The sequence below is a fragment of the Streptomyces sp. NRRL WC-3742 genome, from assembly GCF_000720635.1.
Classification (GTDB): domain Bacteria; phylum Actinomycetota; class Actinomycetes; order Streptomycetales; family Streptomycetaceae; genus Kitasatospora.
Genome location: NZ_JOCF01000084.1, coordinates 1 through 14,883 on the forward strand (window position 1 = coordinate 1; position 14,883 = coordinate 14,883).

Sequence of the window (14,883 nt, forward strand, 5' to 3'; positions counted from 1 at the left end):
CACCGGCCCGGTCCCGCCCGCACAGGCCCCGCCCGCCCCCGGCGCGCCGCCCGTCGCGCCGCCGCTGCCTCCCCAGCCCCCGCACCCGCCGACGGCCTGACGGACCGCCCGACGGTCCGCCGCCCCGGGCCCCGCGCCCGCCCGGCGGACCGCCCCACAGACGCTCACATCCACCACGCACCCGACGGGAGCCACCGCCCCATGGCCACACTGGCGAAGCCGAACCTGCCCCGGTTCGACGTGGAGATCTTCCAGAACGAGTACCTCGCGGACGGCGCCCGCGAGGTGAACGCCATCGTCACCGTGACCGCCACCGGCGGCGGCACCACCGGCGGCCGCCCCCTCAACATCGCCGACGCCGGCACCCCGGGCGCCGACACCTCGGCCGCCGTGGTGATCCTGGTCGACTGCTCGGGCTCGATGGACTACCCCAAGACCAAGATCAACGGCGCCCGCGAGGCCACCGCCGCCGCCATCGACGCCGTGCGCGACGGCACCGCCTTCGCCGTCGTCGCCGGCACCCACGAGGCCCGCGACATCTACCCCGGCGACGGCACCCTGGCCACGGCCTCCCCCGCCACCCGCGCCCAGGCCAAGGAGTCGCTGCGCCGCCTCACCGCCGCCGGCGGCACCGCCATGGGCACCTGGCTGGCCAAGGCCGACCAGCTCTTCCTGACCCGCCGGGACGTCTCCATCCGGCACGCCATCCTGCTCACCGACGGCAACAACGAGCACGAGTCGGCCGAGGACCTGGCCCGCACGGTCGAGCGCGTCTCGGGCCACTTCACCGCCGACTGCCGCGGCGTCGGCACCGACTGGCGCATCGACGAGCTGCGCAAGATCTCCTCCGCCCTGCTCGGCACCACCGACATCGTCGCCGAGCCCTCCGGCCTCGCCGAGGACTTCCGCTCGATGATGGCCGGGGCGATGGGCAAGCAGGTCGCGGACGTCGCCCTGCGGATCTGGACCCCGGCCAACGCCACCGTGAAGTTCGTCAAGCAGGTCGCCCCCGCCGTCGAGGACCTCACCGCCCGGCGCAGCGAGTCCGGCCCCCGCGCCGGCGACTACCCGACCGGCTCCTGGGGCGACGAGAGCCGCGACTACCACGTCTGCGTCGAGGTCCCGGCCGCCTCCGTCGGCAACGAGATGCTCGCCGCCCGCGTCAGCCTGGTGCTGCCCCCGCAGATCTCCGGCGGCACCCCCGAGGTGCTCTCCCAGGGCCTGGTCAAGGCCGTCTGGACGGACGACCTCGCCTCCTCCACCCGGATCAGCCCGCAGGTCGCCCACTACACCGGGCAGGCCGAGCTGGCCTCCTCCATCCAGGAGGGCCTGGAGGCCCACCGCGCCGGGGACGTCGACCGGGCGACCTCCAAGCTGGGCGCCGCCGTGCGCATCGCCCACGCCACCGGGAACGAGGGCACCTACAAGCTCCTCCAGAAGGTGGTGGACGTGGTCGACGCGAAGGAGGGTACGGTTCGATTCCGTAAGAACGTGAGCGAGGCCGACTCGATGACCCTCGAGACCCGGTCGACCAAGACGGTACGTGTGAAGAAGAAGTGACCGCTGAAGACGTGGCCGGGCCGACGGCCCGGCGCGACGCCGCCCCGTGCCGGCTCGACGCGCTCGAAGTGAGGGGGACCTGATGCCGATCTGCCCGAGGGGCCATGAGTCGCAGGCCGAGGACTGGTGCGACTTCTGCGGCTTCCCGATGACTCCGCCGCCGCCCGCGCCGCCCGGCGCCCACCAGGTGCCCCCGGGGGTGCCCGGCGCCTACCCCCCGCCGGTGGCCCCGCCGCCGTTCCCGGGTGCCCACGCGCCCCAGCCGCCCGCCCCGGCCCACCCCGGCCTGACCGAGGGCCTGGCCCTGTGCCCGATCTGCCGCAGCCCGCAGACCGGCCGCTTCTGCGAGGAGTGCGGCTACGACTACGAGCTGTCCACGCCCTCGAGCCGCCAGCCGGGGCCCGCGCACACCCCGCCGGCCGCGCACAACCCGCCGCCGCTGAACATCCCGTCCGCGTACGGCGGCGCCCCGCAGCCCCCCGCGGCACCGGCGGCCCCGCAGCCGCCCGCGGCCGGGCAGCCCGCGGCGCCGGAGACCGCGTACCCGCACACCTACGGCTACCCGCCGCCGGAGGGCGCCTTCCCCGACAGCGGCCTCGGTGAGGAGACCTCCGGGCCGGTCTACGCCGGCGCCCCCGGCCCCAACAACCGCGGCGGCGACTACGGGACCTCCTTCCACCTCGCCCCGCCGCAGGGCCAGCCCCCGGCGGAGCCCGGCCCCGTCCGGACCAACTGGATCGCCGTCGTCGCGGCCGACCGCGACTACTTCACCGACATGATGGCCCGCAGCGGCCCGGAGGCGTCCGGCCTGTTCTTCCCGCCGTACTGCCCCGAGCGGCGCATCCCGCTGACCGGCCGCGGCCAGCTGCGGATCGGCCGGCGCAGCCAGCACCGCGGCACCGTGCCGGAGATCGACCTGTCGGTGCCGCCGGAGGACCCGGGCGCCTCGCACCAGCACGCGCTGCTCGCCGAACAGGCCGACGGCAGCTGGGTGCTGGTCGACCAGGACTCCACCAACGGCACCACCGTCAACGGCGGCGCCGAGCCGATCACCCCGCACACCGCGGTGCCCCTCAACGACGGCGACCGGATCCACATCGGCGCCTGGACGACGATCACGGTGCACCGCGCCTGAGACGGCCAGGATCCCCGATAAATCGCCCTTTGAGGGACCATCAGTACCAACTCCGGCCGGGCCGGGCGGAATTCAACGTCCGCCCGGCCCGTTCCATTCCCGAATTCCTCAAGGAATCCGCAAATTAACCGTCCGGGATGTGCACAGACACCCCGACTGGCCCTACGCTCAGGCCACATGACTGCTGCTATATCCGCTGACGGCATCCGTCAGCGGTACGGGGATGTGCAGGCCGTCGACGGGGTGTCCCTCACCGTCGAGGCCGGCGAGTTCTACGGAATCCTGGGCCCGAACGGCGCCGGGAAGACCACCACCATGGAGATCCTGGAAGGGGTCCGGAAGGCCGACGAGGGCCGGGTCGAGCTGCTGGGGATGTCGCCCTGGCCCCGCAATCCGAAACTGCTGCCGCGCATCGGCGTGCAGTTCCAGGCTTCCGCGTTCTTCCGGAAACTGACGGCCCGCGAGACGATCCACACCTTCGCGTCGTTCTACGGGGTCGGCCCCAAGCGGGCCGACGCGATGCTGGAGCGGGTCGGCCTCGGCGAGAAGGCCGGGGATCTCACCGAGAAGCTCTCGGGCGGCCAGGCCCAGCGCCTGTCGATCGCCTGCGCGCTGGCCCACGACCCGGAGCTCGTCTTCCTCGACGAGCCCACCACGGGCCTCGACCCGCAGGCCCGGCGCAACCTGTGGGACCTCCTGCGCGACATCAACGCCGAGGGCCGCACCGTCGTCCTGACCACCCACTACCTCGACGAGGCCGAGATCCTCTGCGACCGGGTCTCGGTCATGGACCACGGCAGGATCCTGCGCACCGGAGCCCCCGCGGCCCTCGTGCGCGAGATCGACGACACCGTCCGGATCAGCATCGCCTCCGGCCAGCTGACCGTCGAGCGGGCCCGCGAACTGCTCACCGCCTCCGGCGCCGACATCGCCGCCCTGGAGGACGACACCGTCTCGCTCTCGGTCTCCACCCGCCTGCCGGGCCCGGTCCTGAGCGTCCTGGCCGACCAGAACGCGCTGCGCAGCCTCGAGGTGCGCGGCGCCACCCTGGAGGACGTCTTCCTCCAGCTGACCGGACGGGAGTACCGCGCATGACCGCCCCCACCACTGAAGCCTCCACCGGCGGGCGGGATCGGGTCAGCGCCTTCTGGAGCCTGTCCCGCGCGATGCTCCTCGGCATGAAGCGCGACCGCACCGCGACCTTCTTCCTCCTGCTGTTCCCGCTGGTCTTCCTGGTCTTCTTCGGCGCCGTCACCAACGGCTCCGGGAGCCCGCACGCCAAGGTGGCGCAGGTCGGCGCGGTGAAGCTGTTCGACTCGATCCAGGGCGAGGAGCGCAAGGGCCTGGAGAAGGTCCTCACGATCACCCGCACCGACGACGAGGCCGGCACCCTCGAGAAGGTCCGCAAGGGCGAGTACGACGCGCTGATCAAGCAGGGCCCGGACGGCACGGTCGAGCTGCGCTACACCGCCGCCGACCAGGTCCGCTCCGGCGCGCTCAACGGCATCCTCGACTCGGTCGTCCAGAGCGCCAACCAGAAGGCCACCGGCCAGAAGCCCGCCTACGTCCTCCAGGCCGAGCAGGTCGAGGACAAGGCGCTCAAGCCGATCCAGTACCTCACCCCCGGCCTGCTGGGCTGGGCCGTCGCCACCGGCGCGGTGTTCGGCGCCGCGCTGACCCTCGTCGGCTGGCGCAAGTCCAAGGTGCTGCGGCGCCTGCGGCTGGCCCCGGTCAGCGCGGGGACGGTGGTCAGCTCCCGCATCCTGGTCTCGCTGCTGACGGCGTTCCTGCAGACCGCCGTGTTCGTGGTGGTGGCGACGAGCTTCTTCGGGCTCAAGCTCACCGGCAACTGGTGGCTGATCCTCCCGCTGGTGGCCTGCGCGACGCTGGCCTTCATGTCGATCGGCCTGCTGGCCGGCTCGGTCGCCAAGACCGAGGAGGCGGCCAACGGCATCTCGCAGATCATCGTGCTGCCGATGTCGTTCCTGTCGGGCTCGTTCTTCCCGATGGACAACGCCCCGGGATGGCTCCAGAGCGTCTCCAAGGTCATGCCGCTGCACTACCTGGTCGACGCCTCCCGCTCGGTCCTCACCCGCGGTGGCGGCCTCATGGAGGCCCTGCCGACCATGGGCGGCCTGCTCCTCTTCGCCGCGGTGCTCACCGGCATCGCCTGGAAGCTCTTCAAGTGGGAGGACGATTAGGGCGTGTCTTTCGGCGACCGCCCGACGTGAGCCGAAAGACACGCCCTCGGCCCGCCCGAACCCGCGCGGGGTCGTACGCCGAAGGTCTCGGTGTACGGCCCCGCCGCCGTCTGCGACCATGGTCGGGTGACTGAGATCCGGCGTGGCACCTTCAGCGAGGAGACCTTCTTCGAGCAGGCCGGCGGCGAGCCGACCTTCCGGCGGCTGGCCCACCTGTTCTACCAGGGCATCGCCGGGGACGAGTTGCTGCGGCCGATGTACCCCGAGGAGGACCTCGGCCCGGCCGAGGAGCGGATGGCGCTGTTCCTGATGCAGTACTGGGGCGGTCCGCGCACCTACAGCGAGCAGCGCGGCCACCCGCGGCTGAGGATGCGCCACGCGCCGTTCAAGGTCGACAAGGCCGCCCACGACGCCTGGCTGACGCACATGCGCGCCGCGGTCGCGGGCCTGGGGCTGGCGGCCGACCTGGAGCAGCAGCTGCTGGACTACCTGACGTACGCCGCCGCCTCGATGATCAACACCGAGGGCTGACCGGCCACCTCTGACCAGCCGGCTACCGCAGCGGGCTGAGCCCGAGCCCCGCGCCCGGCGCGGCGGCGGTGCGCAGCACCACCGAGCCCGTCGGCGAGCTCAACCGCAGCCAGCCGCCCGCCCGGTGCACGGTCAGCGGGGCCCCGGGGGCCAGGAAGCCGATCATGTACGAGGCGTGCACCGCGCGCAGCGGCAGCTCCGGCAGCGCGCTCACCGGGCGGGACCAGATCTCGTCCGCCAGGGCGTCCAGCACCGCGCGGGTGCGGTGGTGCTGCGGCACGGCCTCGCTGCGCTCGCGGAACTCCCGGACGGCGGCCATCAGTTCGCGGCCCGTCTCGGCGGGCGGCGGGGTGCCGACCGGGCGCCAGCCCGTCCGGGGCGGCAGCAGCCCGGCCCAGGAGGGGCCGGTCACCGGGGCGGGCAGCGCGAGCCCGCCCGTCTCCGCGTCCACGCCGTCCAGCAGTTGCCCGGCCGAGACGGTCAGGTCCACCGGACCGTCCAGGCCCTCCAGCCGCGCGGTGCGGATCGCCAGCGCGCCCGAGGTGCCCAGCGGCAGCCGCCCGAAGACGGCCAGCACGCCCCCGTCCTCCGGCTCGCCGGACTCCGCGGGGCCGACCGCCTGGAGCCGCACGGCCGCCGCCCTGTCGAAGCGCAGCAGGCGCAGCAGGAAGGCGGAGAGGTCGGCTGCCTCCCGGGTGTCGGTGAGGGCGAGGCGGGCGGTGACGGTCAACGCGGCTCAGCTCGAATCGTCGTGGGGGTTGCTGTCTCAGACTGCCGCGACCGCGGGCTCCTCGTCCATGAACCGGGAGAGGAACTCCCGCTCCACGGGCGAGATCCGGCGCGGGCGGCCCTCGGCCAGGTCGTAGGGCACGACCACGGTGGACGCCTTGACGTACACCGTCTCGGTGCCGTCCCCGTGCACGTCCTTGATCTCGTACGAGACGGTCAGCGAGGCGGTTCCTATCTTCGTCACGCTGGTCTCGACGGTCACGGGCTCCGGCCGGTGCACCAGCGGGCGCTTGTAGTCGATCTCGTGGCGCGCCACCACCGAGCCGCCCGCGAACTCCCCGGCGCCGGCCTCGGCGGCCTGGGTGAACATGAAGTCGATCCGGGCCTCCTCCAGGTAGCGCAGGAAGACCACGTTGTTGACGTGCCCGAAGGCGTCCATGTCGGACCAGCGCAGCGGGCAGGCGTAGATGTGGCGGGCCACGGGTGTTCTCCTCGGTGTCCGGTTCTGTGTCCAGTGTCCGTCGTCCGGCGCCGGAGGTCGGCGACGGGCCGCGGCCCGGCAGGCCGCCCCGGAGGGCAGTCTGCCGGGCCGTGATGACAGCTGGATGTCAGCCTCGGGTCAGCTTCTTGTACGTGGCCCGGTGCGGGCGGGCGGCGTCGGCGCCGAGCCGCTCGATCTTGTTCTTCTCGTACGACTCGAAGTTGCCCTCGAACCAGAACCACTTGCTCTCGCCCTCGTAGGCGAGGATGTGGGTGGCCACTCGGTCCAGGAACCAGCGGTCGTGGGAGATGACCACGGCGCAGCCGGGGAACTCGAGCAGGGCGTTCTCCAGCGAGGAGAGCGTCTCGACGTCGAGGTCGTTGGTGGGCTCGTCGAGGAGCAGCAGGTTGCCGCCCTGCTTGAGGGTGAGCGCCAGGTTCAGGCGGTTGCGCTCACCGCCGGAGAGCACGCCGGCCGGCTTCTGCTGGTCCGGGCCCTTGAAGCCGAAGGCGGAGACGTAGGCGCGGGACGGCATCTCGACCTGGCCGACGTTGATCCAGTCCAGACCGTCGGAGACGACCTCCCAGAGGGTCTTCTTCGGGTCGATGTTGGCGCGCGACTGGTCGACGTAGCTGATCTTGACCGTCTCGCCGACCTTGACCTTGCCGGAGTCCGGGGTCTCCAGGTCCTGGAGCATCTTGAACAGCGTGGTCTTGCCGGCGCCGTTGGGGCCGATGATGCCGACGATGCCGTTGCGCGGCAGGGTGAAGCTGAGGTCGTCGATCAGGACCTTCTCGCCGAAAGCCTTGTTGAGGTTCTCGACCTCGATGACGACGCTGCCCAGGCGCGGGCCGGGCGGGATCTGGATCTCCTCGAAGTCCAGCTTCCGCATCTTGTCGGCCTCGGCCGCCATCTCCTCGTAACGGGCGAGGCGGGCCTTGGACTTGGCCTGGCGGCCCTTGGCGTTGGAGCGGACCCACTCAAGCTCTTCCTTGAGGCGCTTGGCGCGCTTGGCGTCCTTCTGCCCCTCGACCTTGAGACGGGACTGCTTGGTCTCCAGGTACGTGGAGTAGTTGCCCTCGTACGGGTAGGCGCGGCCGCGGTCGAGCTCGAGGATCCACTCGGCGACGTGGTCCAGGAAGTACCGGTCGTGGGTGACGGCCACGACGGTGCCCTTGTACTTGGCCAGGTGCTGCTCCAGCCAGTTCACCGACTCGGCGTCCAGGTGGTTGGTGGGCTCGTCGAGGAGCAGCAGGTCGGGGGCCTCGAGCAGCAGCTTGCAGAGCGCGACGCGGCGCTTCTCGCCACCGGAGAGCTTGGTGACCGCCCAGTCGCCGGGCGGGCAGCCCAGGGCGTCCATGGCCTGCTCGAGCTGGGCGTCCAGGTCCCAGGCTTCGGCGTGGTCCAGCTCCTCCTGGAGCTTGCCCATCTCCTCGAGGAGGGCGTCCGAGTAGTCGGTCGCCATCAGCTCGGCGATCTCGTTGAAGCGGTCGAGCTTCCCCTTGATCTCCTTGACGCCGTCCTGGACGTTCTCCAGGACGGTCTTGGACTCGTCGAGCGGCGGCTCCTGGAGCAGCATGCCGACGGTGAAGCCCGGCGAGAGGAAGGCGTCGCCGTTGGAGGGGTGCTCCAGGCCGGCCATCATCTTGAGCACGGTGGACTTACCGGCACCGTTGGGGCCCACGACGCCGATCTTCGCTCCGGGGAGGAAGCTGAGCGTCACGTCGTCAAGGATGACCTTGTCTCCGTGAGCCTTGCGCACCTTGCGCATCGTGTAGATGTATTCCGCCACGTGAGATCGCTCCGGCGTCGTCGGGAGTAATTCGGCTTGCAGCCTTCCATTGTGCCGCACCCGCCCGCGCACCCCGAACCGCCGGTCGGCCCCCGCCACTCATGACGAACGGCCCGGCCCCCGCACCGAGGTGCGGGGGCCGGGCCGTCGTGACTACGCGCCCTTCAGGGCCTGTCGTCAGGCGGTGTTGCGACCGTGGCGGCCGCGGCGGCGCAGGACGAAGACGGCGGCGCCACCGGCCACGACCAGGGCACCGGCGACGCCGGCGAGGATCGGGGTGGAGTCATTGGCGCCGGTCTGGGCCAGGCCGCCGGTGCCCGGGGTGGTGCTGCTCGGGGCAACGGCACCCGGGGTGGACGGGGTGGCGGTGGGGGTGCCGGTGGCGGCCGGGGTCGACGGGGCCGCGGTCGGGGTCACGCCGGTCTTGCAGTCCAGGACGCCGGAGAACTTCTTGGAGAAGCCGTTGGGGCCGCTCACGGTGATGTCGTACTTGGTCTTCTCGGCGACCTTGACCAGCACGGTCTCGGTCTTGCCCGGCTGCACGGTGACCTTCTGGCCCGGCTGCACGGTCACCTCGGCCGGCTGGTCGCCGGTGTTGGTGACGGAGACGCGCACGCCGCCGTTGGCGCACTCCTCCTTGGCGGAGCTGTCGACGATCGCGCCCTGCCCCTGCTTCCAGGTGGCCTGGCCCGCGGCCGCGACGCTGAGCTTCTTGGAGCCGGCCAGGATCATGGTCTGGCTGTGGTTGCCCTGGTCGTCCAGGCCGCTCATGAAGACCCGGCCGCTGAGGACGGTGGTGTCGGCGGTGGCGTTGATCACGGCCTTGCCGTCCGGGGTGCCGCCGGGGACGTCCAGGAACAGCTGGGTGTCCTTGGCGATCGGGCCGGTCAGCGTGCCGTTGACCGGCTTGCCGTCCTTGTCCAGGACCTTGATCTTGTCGGCGGCGTCGCCGGAGACGGCGAGCTTGACCTCGTTGGCGCTGGAGTTCAGCGTGAACGGGCCGAGCTTGGCGCCCGACTTGCCGGAGACGGAGTCCGGGGTGAGGGTCAGCGAGGGCTTCGGCTCCGCCGCGACGCCCTTGTTGGCGTCGCCGGTCAGGTAGTCGCGCAGCTTCTTGGCGTGCTCGTTGCGCGGGGTCGCGACCTTGTTGTCGGAGAACTTCCAGATCGCGGACTGGGTGCCGGCGGCGGCGTCCTTCTCCGACAGCTCGTTGTCGCCGATGGCCTTGCGCAGCGCGTCGATCGGCGCCTGCGGGTACGAGTTCTCCAGGATCCAGCGGATCTTGGGGGCGTTCGCGTTGCTGTTGAGGGAGCTCGCGGACCAGTCGGCCTCGTGGTACTTGGCCTTGCTGTTCAGGTAGACCGGGTTGTCGAAGTCGATGCAGTAGGTCTGCAGCAGCTCGCCCGAGGCCGTCTTGAGGGTGAACAGGCCCGCTTCGACGCTGTCCTTGCCCTGGACGTCGACCCTCTCGCCGAACATGTCCGGCTGGACGACCGCGGTGACGCCCGAGCCCGGGTTGTCCGCCGCGACCGCCGTACCGGCCGCGAACAGGCCCCCGCCCAGCGCCAGGCTGGATGTGAGCATGACAGTGGCTATGCGGGACAGGCTCCGCACCTGCTTCTGGACCATCAGGATTCCCTCCGGAGCGGGCCTGGCCTCTGAACGAGCAGCCCGCAGACTTTCGTGCCGCACGCGCCCCCTGTGGCGCCGTTGCGAGGTGTGAAACCAGACGAATCCTATTAACCTCGCGAGGCGCCGAAACCCCCATGCGAAATCAGGACGATTCCGTATCTGGATCGTTATCAACCCTCTCAAGTCCCACACAAACTGACACCTCGTCGGATTCCCGGGCGTTTTCCGACGGGGGTGCGGAATGCGGAAGCGGGCGCAATGGCCTTCTCGATCAACGTATTTGTCGACAGGGAGGGCCATCGCCCCGCCTTCCTCCGTAGGCTCACGGCCCGGTCAGCGCCACTCCACCGCCACCTCCCCGTTCCCCCTCGGACACCTCGGACGTCCCGGGTGCCCCGGACGCCTCCCCCTGCTGCACCGGGCGCGACCGGATGGCCCGGACGATCCACTCCGGCACCGCCTCCGCCTCCGGTTCCGCCCCGGGACGCCCTCCCGCGCCCGGCGGCTGCCCGCGCACGCCCGTCGCCCGGCGGAACGCCGTGGTGCCACGGGTGAGGTCGTGCCCGACCGAACGGGCGTCGATCTCCACCCGGGTGCGCTTCGCCTCGGCCTCGCCCCACTCCCGGACCTTCAACCGGCCGCTCACCAGCACCGGATCGCCCTTGGAGAGCGAGCCGATCAGGTTCACCGCCAGCGCCCGCCAGGCCGTCACCGTCAGCCAGTGGGTGTCGCCGTCCACCCAGCACTCGCGCTGGCGGTCGTAGCGCCGCTCGGTGCAGCCGAGGCGGAAGTTCGCCATCGGCACCCCGTTGGCGGTTTCCCCGTAGCTGACCTCGCCGGCCACATTGCCGAGCACCGTCACCTGCATCTCGTTCACGACGGACCCTCCGTTCTCGCCGATGCACCGTACGGAATCGACCGGTGCGTGACACGAGAGTGCGCGGGGAAGGAAATACCGGCCATCGAGTTCCGAAATCTGTGGATAACCGTCCCCCCGGAAAAACCTCAGTCACTCCCATGGGTGAATTTCGGCCTCGTGGCGTGACTTCTACAAAAAGTCTTCGCGGCCATGACAACAAACCGCCCGCCCCGGGACCGGGCGGCCAGCAGCGGAAGCGCCCTCGGGAAGCGTCCGCGCACGTCAATCGACCGTGACAACCCGAATACGGCCCCCCACCCGCGCGGAGGCGGGACATTCTCCGTGTCGAATCCATAACGGGTGAGGAGGCAGCCCCGTAACGACTGCACAACGTCCGGCTCGGAACACTCCCAGACCGCTGCACACACGGCGTTCACCTGCGATTATCGGACCGCTCCACCGAACCGACACACCAACGGCGGTGCTGTCGATCCCGACCCGGCAACCGGGCACCCTTATCCTGTCCCCGACAGGTCGAGGGTCCACCACCCCCCACCCCCACCCTCAGGTACGGGGCCGGACGCGCGCGCCCCGGCGCCCGCCGCCCGATCCCGGCCACGGTCACGCCCGTCAAAGCGGGCACCGTCCCGCCCCCATAGCTCAGCGGATAGAGCACCCGCCTTCTAAGCGGTAGGTCGCAGGTTCGAATCCTGCTGGGGGCGCCACCATGCCATTCCGCAGGCGGCGATACCGATCGCGACGATGCGTAGTCGTTTCGATTCCACGGGTAACGGCAGGGGCCGACCGCTTCCCGTCCACACTCCCCGCAATCGGCGCGTGACCGTACGTGTCATGACCGTCGCGAATACGCCCGCATCGTCGAATATCCGGAATTCCGCGCGAATCCCCCGCACTCCCGGAGAGCGTCAGGCCGAGGCGATCCCGGCGAGAAAGCCGTCGACCAGCGCGATCTGCCGCTCGGCCGGAAACTCCGCCGGCGCGAACAGCGCCTGCACCACCAGGCCGAGGACGAAAGCCTGCGCCGCCGCCGCGAGTTCCACCGGGTCGCACTCCCCCGGCACCTCGCCGAGCCGCCGGGCCTCCGCCAGGTGCGCGGTGATGGCCTCCCGCGAGCGCCCGTAGCGGCCCGCGTGGGCGGCGGCCAGGTCCGGGTCCGCCAGCGCGACGTCCCAGGAGCCGACCCAGATCCGGTTCCCGGCCCTGGCCGGCTCGTCCAGCGGCAGCACGTCCAGCAGCGCGGCCCGCAGCCGGGCCATCCCGGCCGGCGGCGGCGCACTGCCGTCCGCGGGCGCCGCGCGCCGGGGGCGGGCGCCCGAGCGGCGGTCCAACTCCTCCAGCGCATGGCTGAGCAGCGCCTTCTTGTTGGGGAAGTAGTGCGTCAGGAGCCCGGTGGAGGCGCCCAGTTCGGCGGCCACCGCACGCAGCGTCAGCCCCTCGAAACCCCGGGTGGAGAGCACCCGCCACACCCCCTCGGAGACCTCCGAGCGGCGGGCTTCATGGTCTCCACGGGCCGGTGTCATGGGGGCTATCGTACATACCAAACGTTTGTTATGAATAGTGGCGACCACCACCCGCATCACCGGAAAGGCCCTGCCCGTGTTCACCGTCCCCCTCACCGAGAACGCCGAGCTGCGCCCGCTGGAGCCCTGGCAGGCCCCCGAGTTCCTCGAGCACATGGACCGCGCCCGCGCCCACACCGACCCGTGGATCCCCTGGGCCACCCGCTCCACCGACCTGGACTCCGCCCGCGCCACCCTCCAGGGCTACGCGGACCGCCAGGCGTCCGACACCGGCCGGATCTACGGCATCTGGCTCGACGGCACCCTCGTCGGCGGCGTGATGTTCGTGTCCTTCAACACCGCCTCCGGCAACTGCGAGATCGGCGCCTGGACGGAGCCGGCCGGCGAGGGCCACGGGCTGGTCACCTCCGGCGTCCGCCTGCTGCTCGACTACGCCCTCGTCACCCGGGGCCTGCACCGCGCCGAGTGGCTCTGCTCCACCGCCAACGCCCGCAGCGGCGCCGTCGCGCAGCGGGTCGGCATGAAGCTCGACGGGGTGCTGCGCGAGTGGTTCCCGCACAACGGCGTGCGCCACGACAAGGAGGTCTGGTCGATGCTGGCCCCCGAGTGGAAGGCCGCCCGGGGCTGAGCACCCCGCGCCCTCGCACGCGCCCGCACCCCCGCGCGCGAAAACGCGGCGGGGCCGGGTGGACACCCCCGTGTCCCACCCGGCCCCGCCGCTCGCGGCCTTCGCGGCCTTCGCGGCCTTCGCGGCCTTCGCGCCCCTTCCCCTCAGGCCGCGACCGCCACCCGCTGCTCGGCGGCGGCGGCCTCCTCCGCCTCGCCGCTGCCCCCGACCCCGTCCCCGCCGCTGTCCCCGTCCAGGCTCGCGCCGGCCACCACACGCAGCCGCCACACCAGCAGCGCCACCAGCACCAGCACCCCGCCGCCCGTCAGGAAGACCACGTCCACCGCGTCGGTGAAGCTCTCCACCGCGTGCTCCCGCGCCGCCCCGGTGAGCGAGCGGACGGCGCCCATCGAGCGCCCCGGCTCGCCGTTCTCGTAGACCCGGGAGAGCAGGGTGCCGAACAGCGCGGCGCCCAGCGCGTTGCCGAGGTTCTGGAAGAAGCGGATGCCGGTGGTCGCCACCCCGAGCTGCTGCGGCGGCGCCGCCTGCTGCACCACCACCATCAGCTGGCCGATCAGCTGGCCCAACCCGGCTCCCAGCAGGGCGAGTTCGGCCATCAGCGTCCACAGCGGGGTGTCCGGCCCGCTCAGGCCGAGCAGCAGCAGGGCCGCCGCCGAGAGGCCCGCGCCGGCCAGCAGGAAGATCCCCACCGAGTGGCCCCGGGCGAGCAGCTTGCCGACTCCCAGGCCGGAGGCCGTCATGCCCAACGCCATCGGGATCAGGTAGAGGCTGGCCGTGGTCGGGGCGACGCCCCGGCCGATCTGCAGGTAGAGCATCACCTGGACGATCGCGCCGATCATGCCCATCCCGACCAGGCCCTGGATCGCGAAGCCCAGCCGCACCGTCGGGATGCGGAACAGCGACAGCGGCAGCACCGGCGCAGCGGCCACGGCCTGGCGCCACAGGAAGAGGCCGAGGGCGGCCAGCGTGGCGGCGGCCAGGCCGAGGATCGTCGGGGAGGTCCAGGCGTAGTCCTTGCCGCCCCACTCGGTGACCAGCAGCAGTCCGACGGCGAAGGCGGCGGCCAGCGCGGAGCCGAGGAAGTCCAGTCCGCCGCGTCCTGCCGCCTTCGGCAGCCGGACGGCCAGCGCGACGCCGACCAGCACCACGAGGCACAGCGGCAGGTTGACGTAGAAGATCCAGCGCCAGCTGACGTGCTCGGTGAGCAGCGCCCCGGCCAGCGGGCCGACCGACATGCCCAGGCCCGCGACGATGCCGCCCATGGCACTGCCCTTGGCACTCGCGCCCTTGCCGGCGCCCTTGAGCTGGGCGATGACGACCATGGTGACGCTCATCAGCCCGCCGCCGCCGATGCCCTGGAGGGCGCGGAAGGCGATCAGCTCGGTCATCGACTGGGCCGCCCCGCACAGGGCGGAGCCGAGCGTGAAGGTGGCGACCGCCCCGAGCAGCACCCGCTTGGCGCCGTAGGAGTCGCAGAGCCTGCCGTAGAGCGGCAGCAGCGCGGTGGCGGCGAGGGCGAAGGCGCTGATCAGCCAGGGCAGCCGGTCGACGCCGTGGACGGGGTCGAGGTCGCGGACGATCGGCACGGTGGCCGCCGACACGATGTTCATGTCGAGCACGGCCAGCACGATCGTGACCAGGCAGAGCAGCATGCTCGCCTTGCGCCGGCCGGGGGTCATCAGGTCGGTGTCGGGTGCTGCTGGTACGGCGGTGGCCATGGTCAAGTCCCCCGGGGTTCGTGGAGTTCGGGCCGAGCCGGAGCGGCTCGGCGGCGCGGCACCACCATGGCAGCGT

General features: G+C 71.8%; 13 protein-coding genes and 1 tRNA gene. 7 read left to right on the plus strand and 7 right to left on the minus strand.

Translation table 11 applies throughout. The annotated features are described in order from the left end of the window. The first annotated feature begins 201 nt into the window (after window positions 1-201). From IH61_RS0134285 to IH61_RS0134305, 5 genes are all read left to right on the plus strand, one after another. Window positions 202-1,560 carry a vWA domain-containing protein gene (locus IH61_RS0134285; protein WP_031077176.1) on the plus strand — a complete coding sequence of 453 codons (1,359 nt, stop codon included), beginning with the start codon at window positions 202-204 and terminating at the stop codon, window positions 1,558-1,560. Between the two features lie 82 nt (window positions 1,561-1,642). Continuing rightward, entirely contained in the window at window positions 1,643-2,695 is a 1,053-nt protein-coding gene (locus IH61_RS0134290) for an FHA domain-containing protein (protein WP_031077179.1), read from the plus strand. Window positions 2,696-2,872: 177 nt separating this feature from the next. Beyond that, a complete protein-coding gene (locus IH61_RS0134295; protein ID WP_031077181.1) occupies window positions 2,873-3,790 on the plus strand; it encodes an ABC transporter ATP-binding protein in 918 nt (305 codons plus the stop codon). Then, window positions 3,787-4,896 (plus strand): ABC transporter permease, encoded by a 1,110-nt coding sequence (locus tag IH61_RS0134300; RefSeq protein WP_051838536.1) that lies wholly within the window; start codon window positions 3,787-3,789, stop codon window positions 4,894-4,896. Before IH61_RS0134295 ends, IH61_RS0134300 begins: the two co-directional genes overlap by 4 nt. Window positions 4,897-5,022: 126 nt before the next feature. After that, window positions 5,023-5,427 (plus strand): globin, encoded by a 405-nt coding sequence (locus IH61_RS0134305; protein WP_031077184.1) that lies wholly within the window; start codon window positions 5,023-5,025, stop codon window positions 5,425-5,427. 22 nt (window positions 5,428-5,449) lie between these two features. On the opposite strand, the gene IH61_RS0134310 is transcribed toward IH61_RS0134305, so the two are convergent. The 5 genes from IH61_RS0134310 to IH61_RS41910 form a co-directional block, all read right to left on the minus strand. Continuing rightward, window positions 5,450-6,157, minus strand: coding sequence for a hypothetical protein (locus IH61_RS0134310; RefSeq protein ID WP_031077186.1), 708 nt, complete (start codon window positions 6,155-6,157; stop codon window positions 5,450-5,452). Between the two features lie 36 nt (window positions 6,158-6,193). Further along, window positions 6,194-6,637, minus strand: coding sequence for an acyl-CoA thioesterase (locus IH61_RS0134315; RefSeq protein WP_031077188.1), 444 nt, complete (start codon window positions 6,635-6,637; stop codon window positions 6,194-6,196). A 127-nt stretch (window positions 6,638-6,764) separates the two neighbouring features. After that, on the minus strand, window positions 6,765-8,429 hold the full coding sequence (ettA, locus tag IH61_RS0134320; protein WP_031077191.1) for an energy-dependent translational throttle protein EttA: 1,665 nt from the start codon (window positions 8,427-8,429) through the stop codon (window positions 6,765-6,767). A gap of 177 nt (window positions 8,430-8,606) precedes the next feature. Then, window positions 8,607-10,013, minus strand: a complete 1,407-nt coding sequence (locus tag IH61_RS0134325) for a Cys-Gln thioester bond-forming surface protein (protein WP_158845601.1) — start codon at window positions 10,011-10,013, stop codon at window positions 8,607-8,609. 370 nt (window positions 10,014-10,383) lie between these two features. Beyond that, the gene (locus IH61_RS41910; protein ID WP_078911612.1) at window positions 10,384-10,929 is read right to left on the minus strand and encodes a single-stranded DNA-binding protein; all 546 of its coding nucleotides are present in this window, start codon (window positions 10,927-10,929) and stop codon (window positions 10,384-10,386) included. Window positions 10,930-11,569: 640 nt separating this feature from the next. Here IH61_RS41910 and IH61_RS0134335 point away from each other — a divergent pair. Further along, a tRNA-Arg gene (locus IH61_RS0134335) sits at window positions 11,570-11,645 on the plus strand. A 201-nt stretch (window positions 11,646-11,846) separates the two neighbouring features. Here IH61_RS0134335 and IH61_RS0134340 read toward each other — a convergent pair. Continuing rightward, complete coding sequence (locus IH61_RS0134340) at window positions 11,847-12,461, minus strand: TetR/AcrR family transcriptional regulator (RefSeq protein WP_051838537.1); 615 nt, start codon at window positions 12,459-12,461, stop codon at window positions 11,847-11,849. 76 nt (window positions 12,462-12,537) lie between these two features. Between IH61_RS0134340 and IH61_RS0134345 the strand changes: the two genes are divergently transcribed. Beyond that, a complete protein-coding gene (locus tag IH61_RS0134345) occupies window positions 12,538-13,089 on the plus strand; it encodes a GNAT family N-acetyltransferase (RefSeq protein ID WP_031077198.1) in 552 nt (183 codons plus the stop codon). Window positions 13,090-13,232: 143 nt separating this feature from the next. Here IH61_RS0134345 and IH61_RS0134350 read toward each other — a convergent pair whose 3' ends face one another. Beyond that, on the minus strand, window positions 13,233-14,807 hold the full coding sequence (locus IH61_RS0134350; RefSeq protein WP_234327451.1) for an MFS transporter: 1,575 nt from the start codon (window positions 14,805-14,807) through the stop codon (window positions 13,233-13,235). Window positions 14,808-14,883 lie beyond the last annotated feature (76 nt).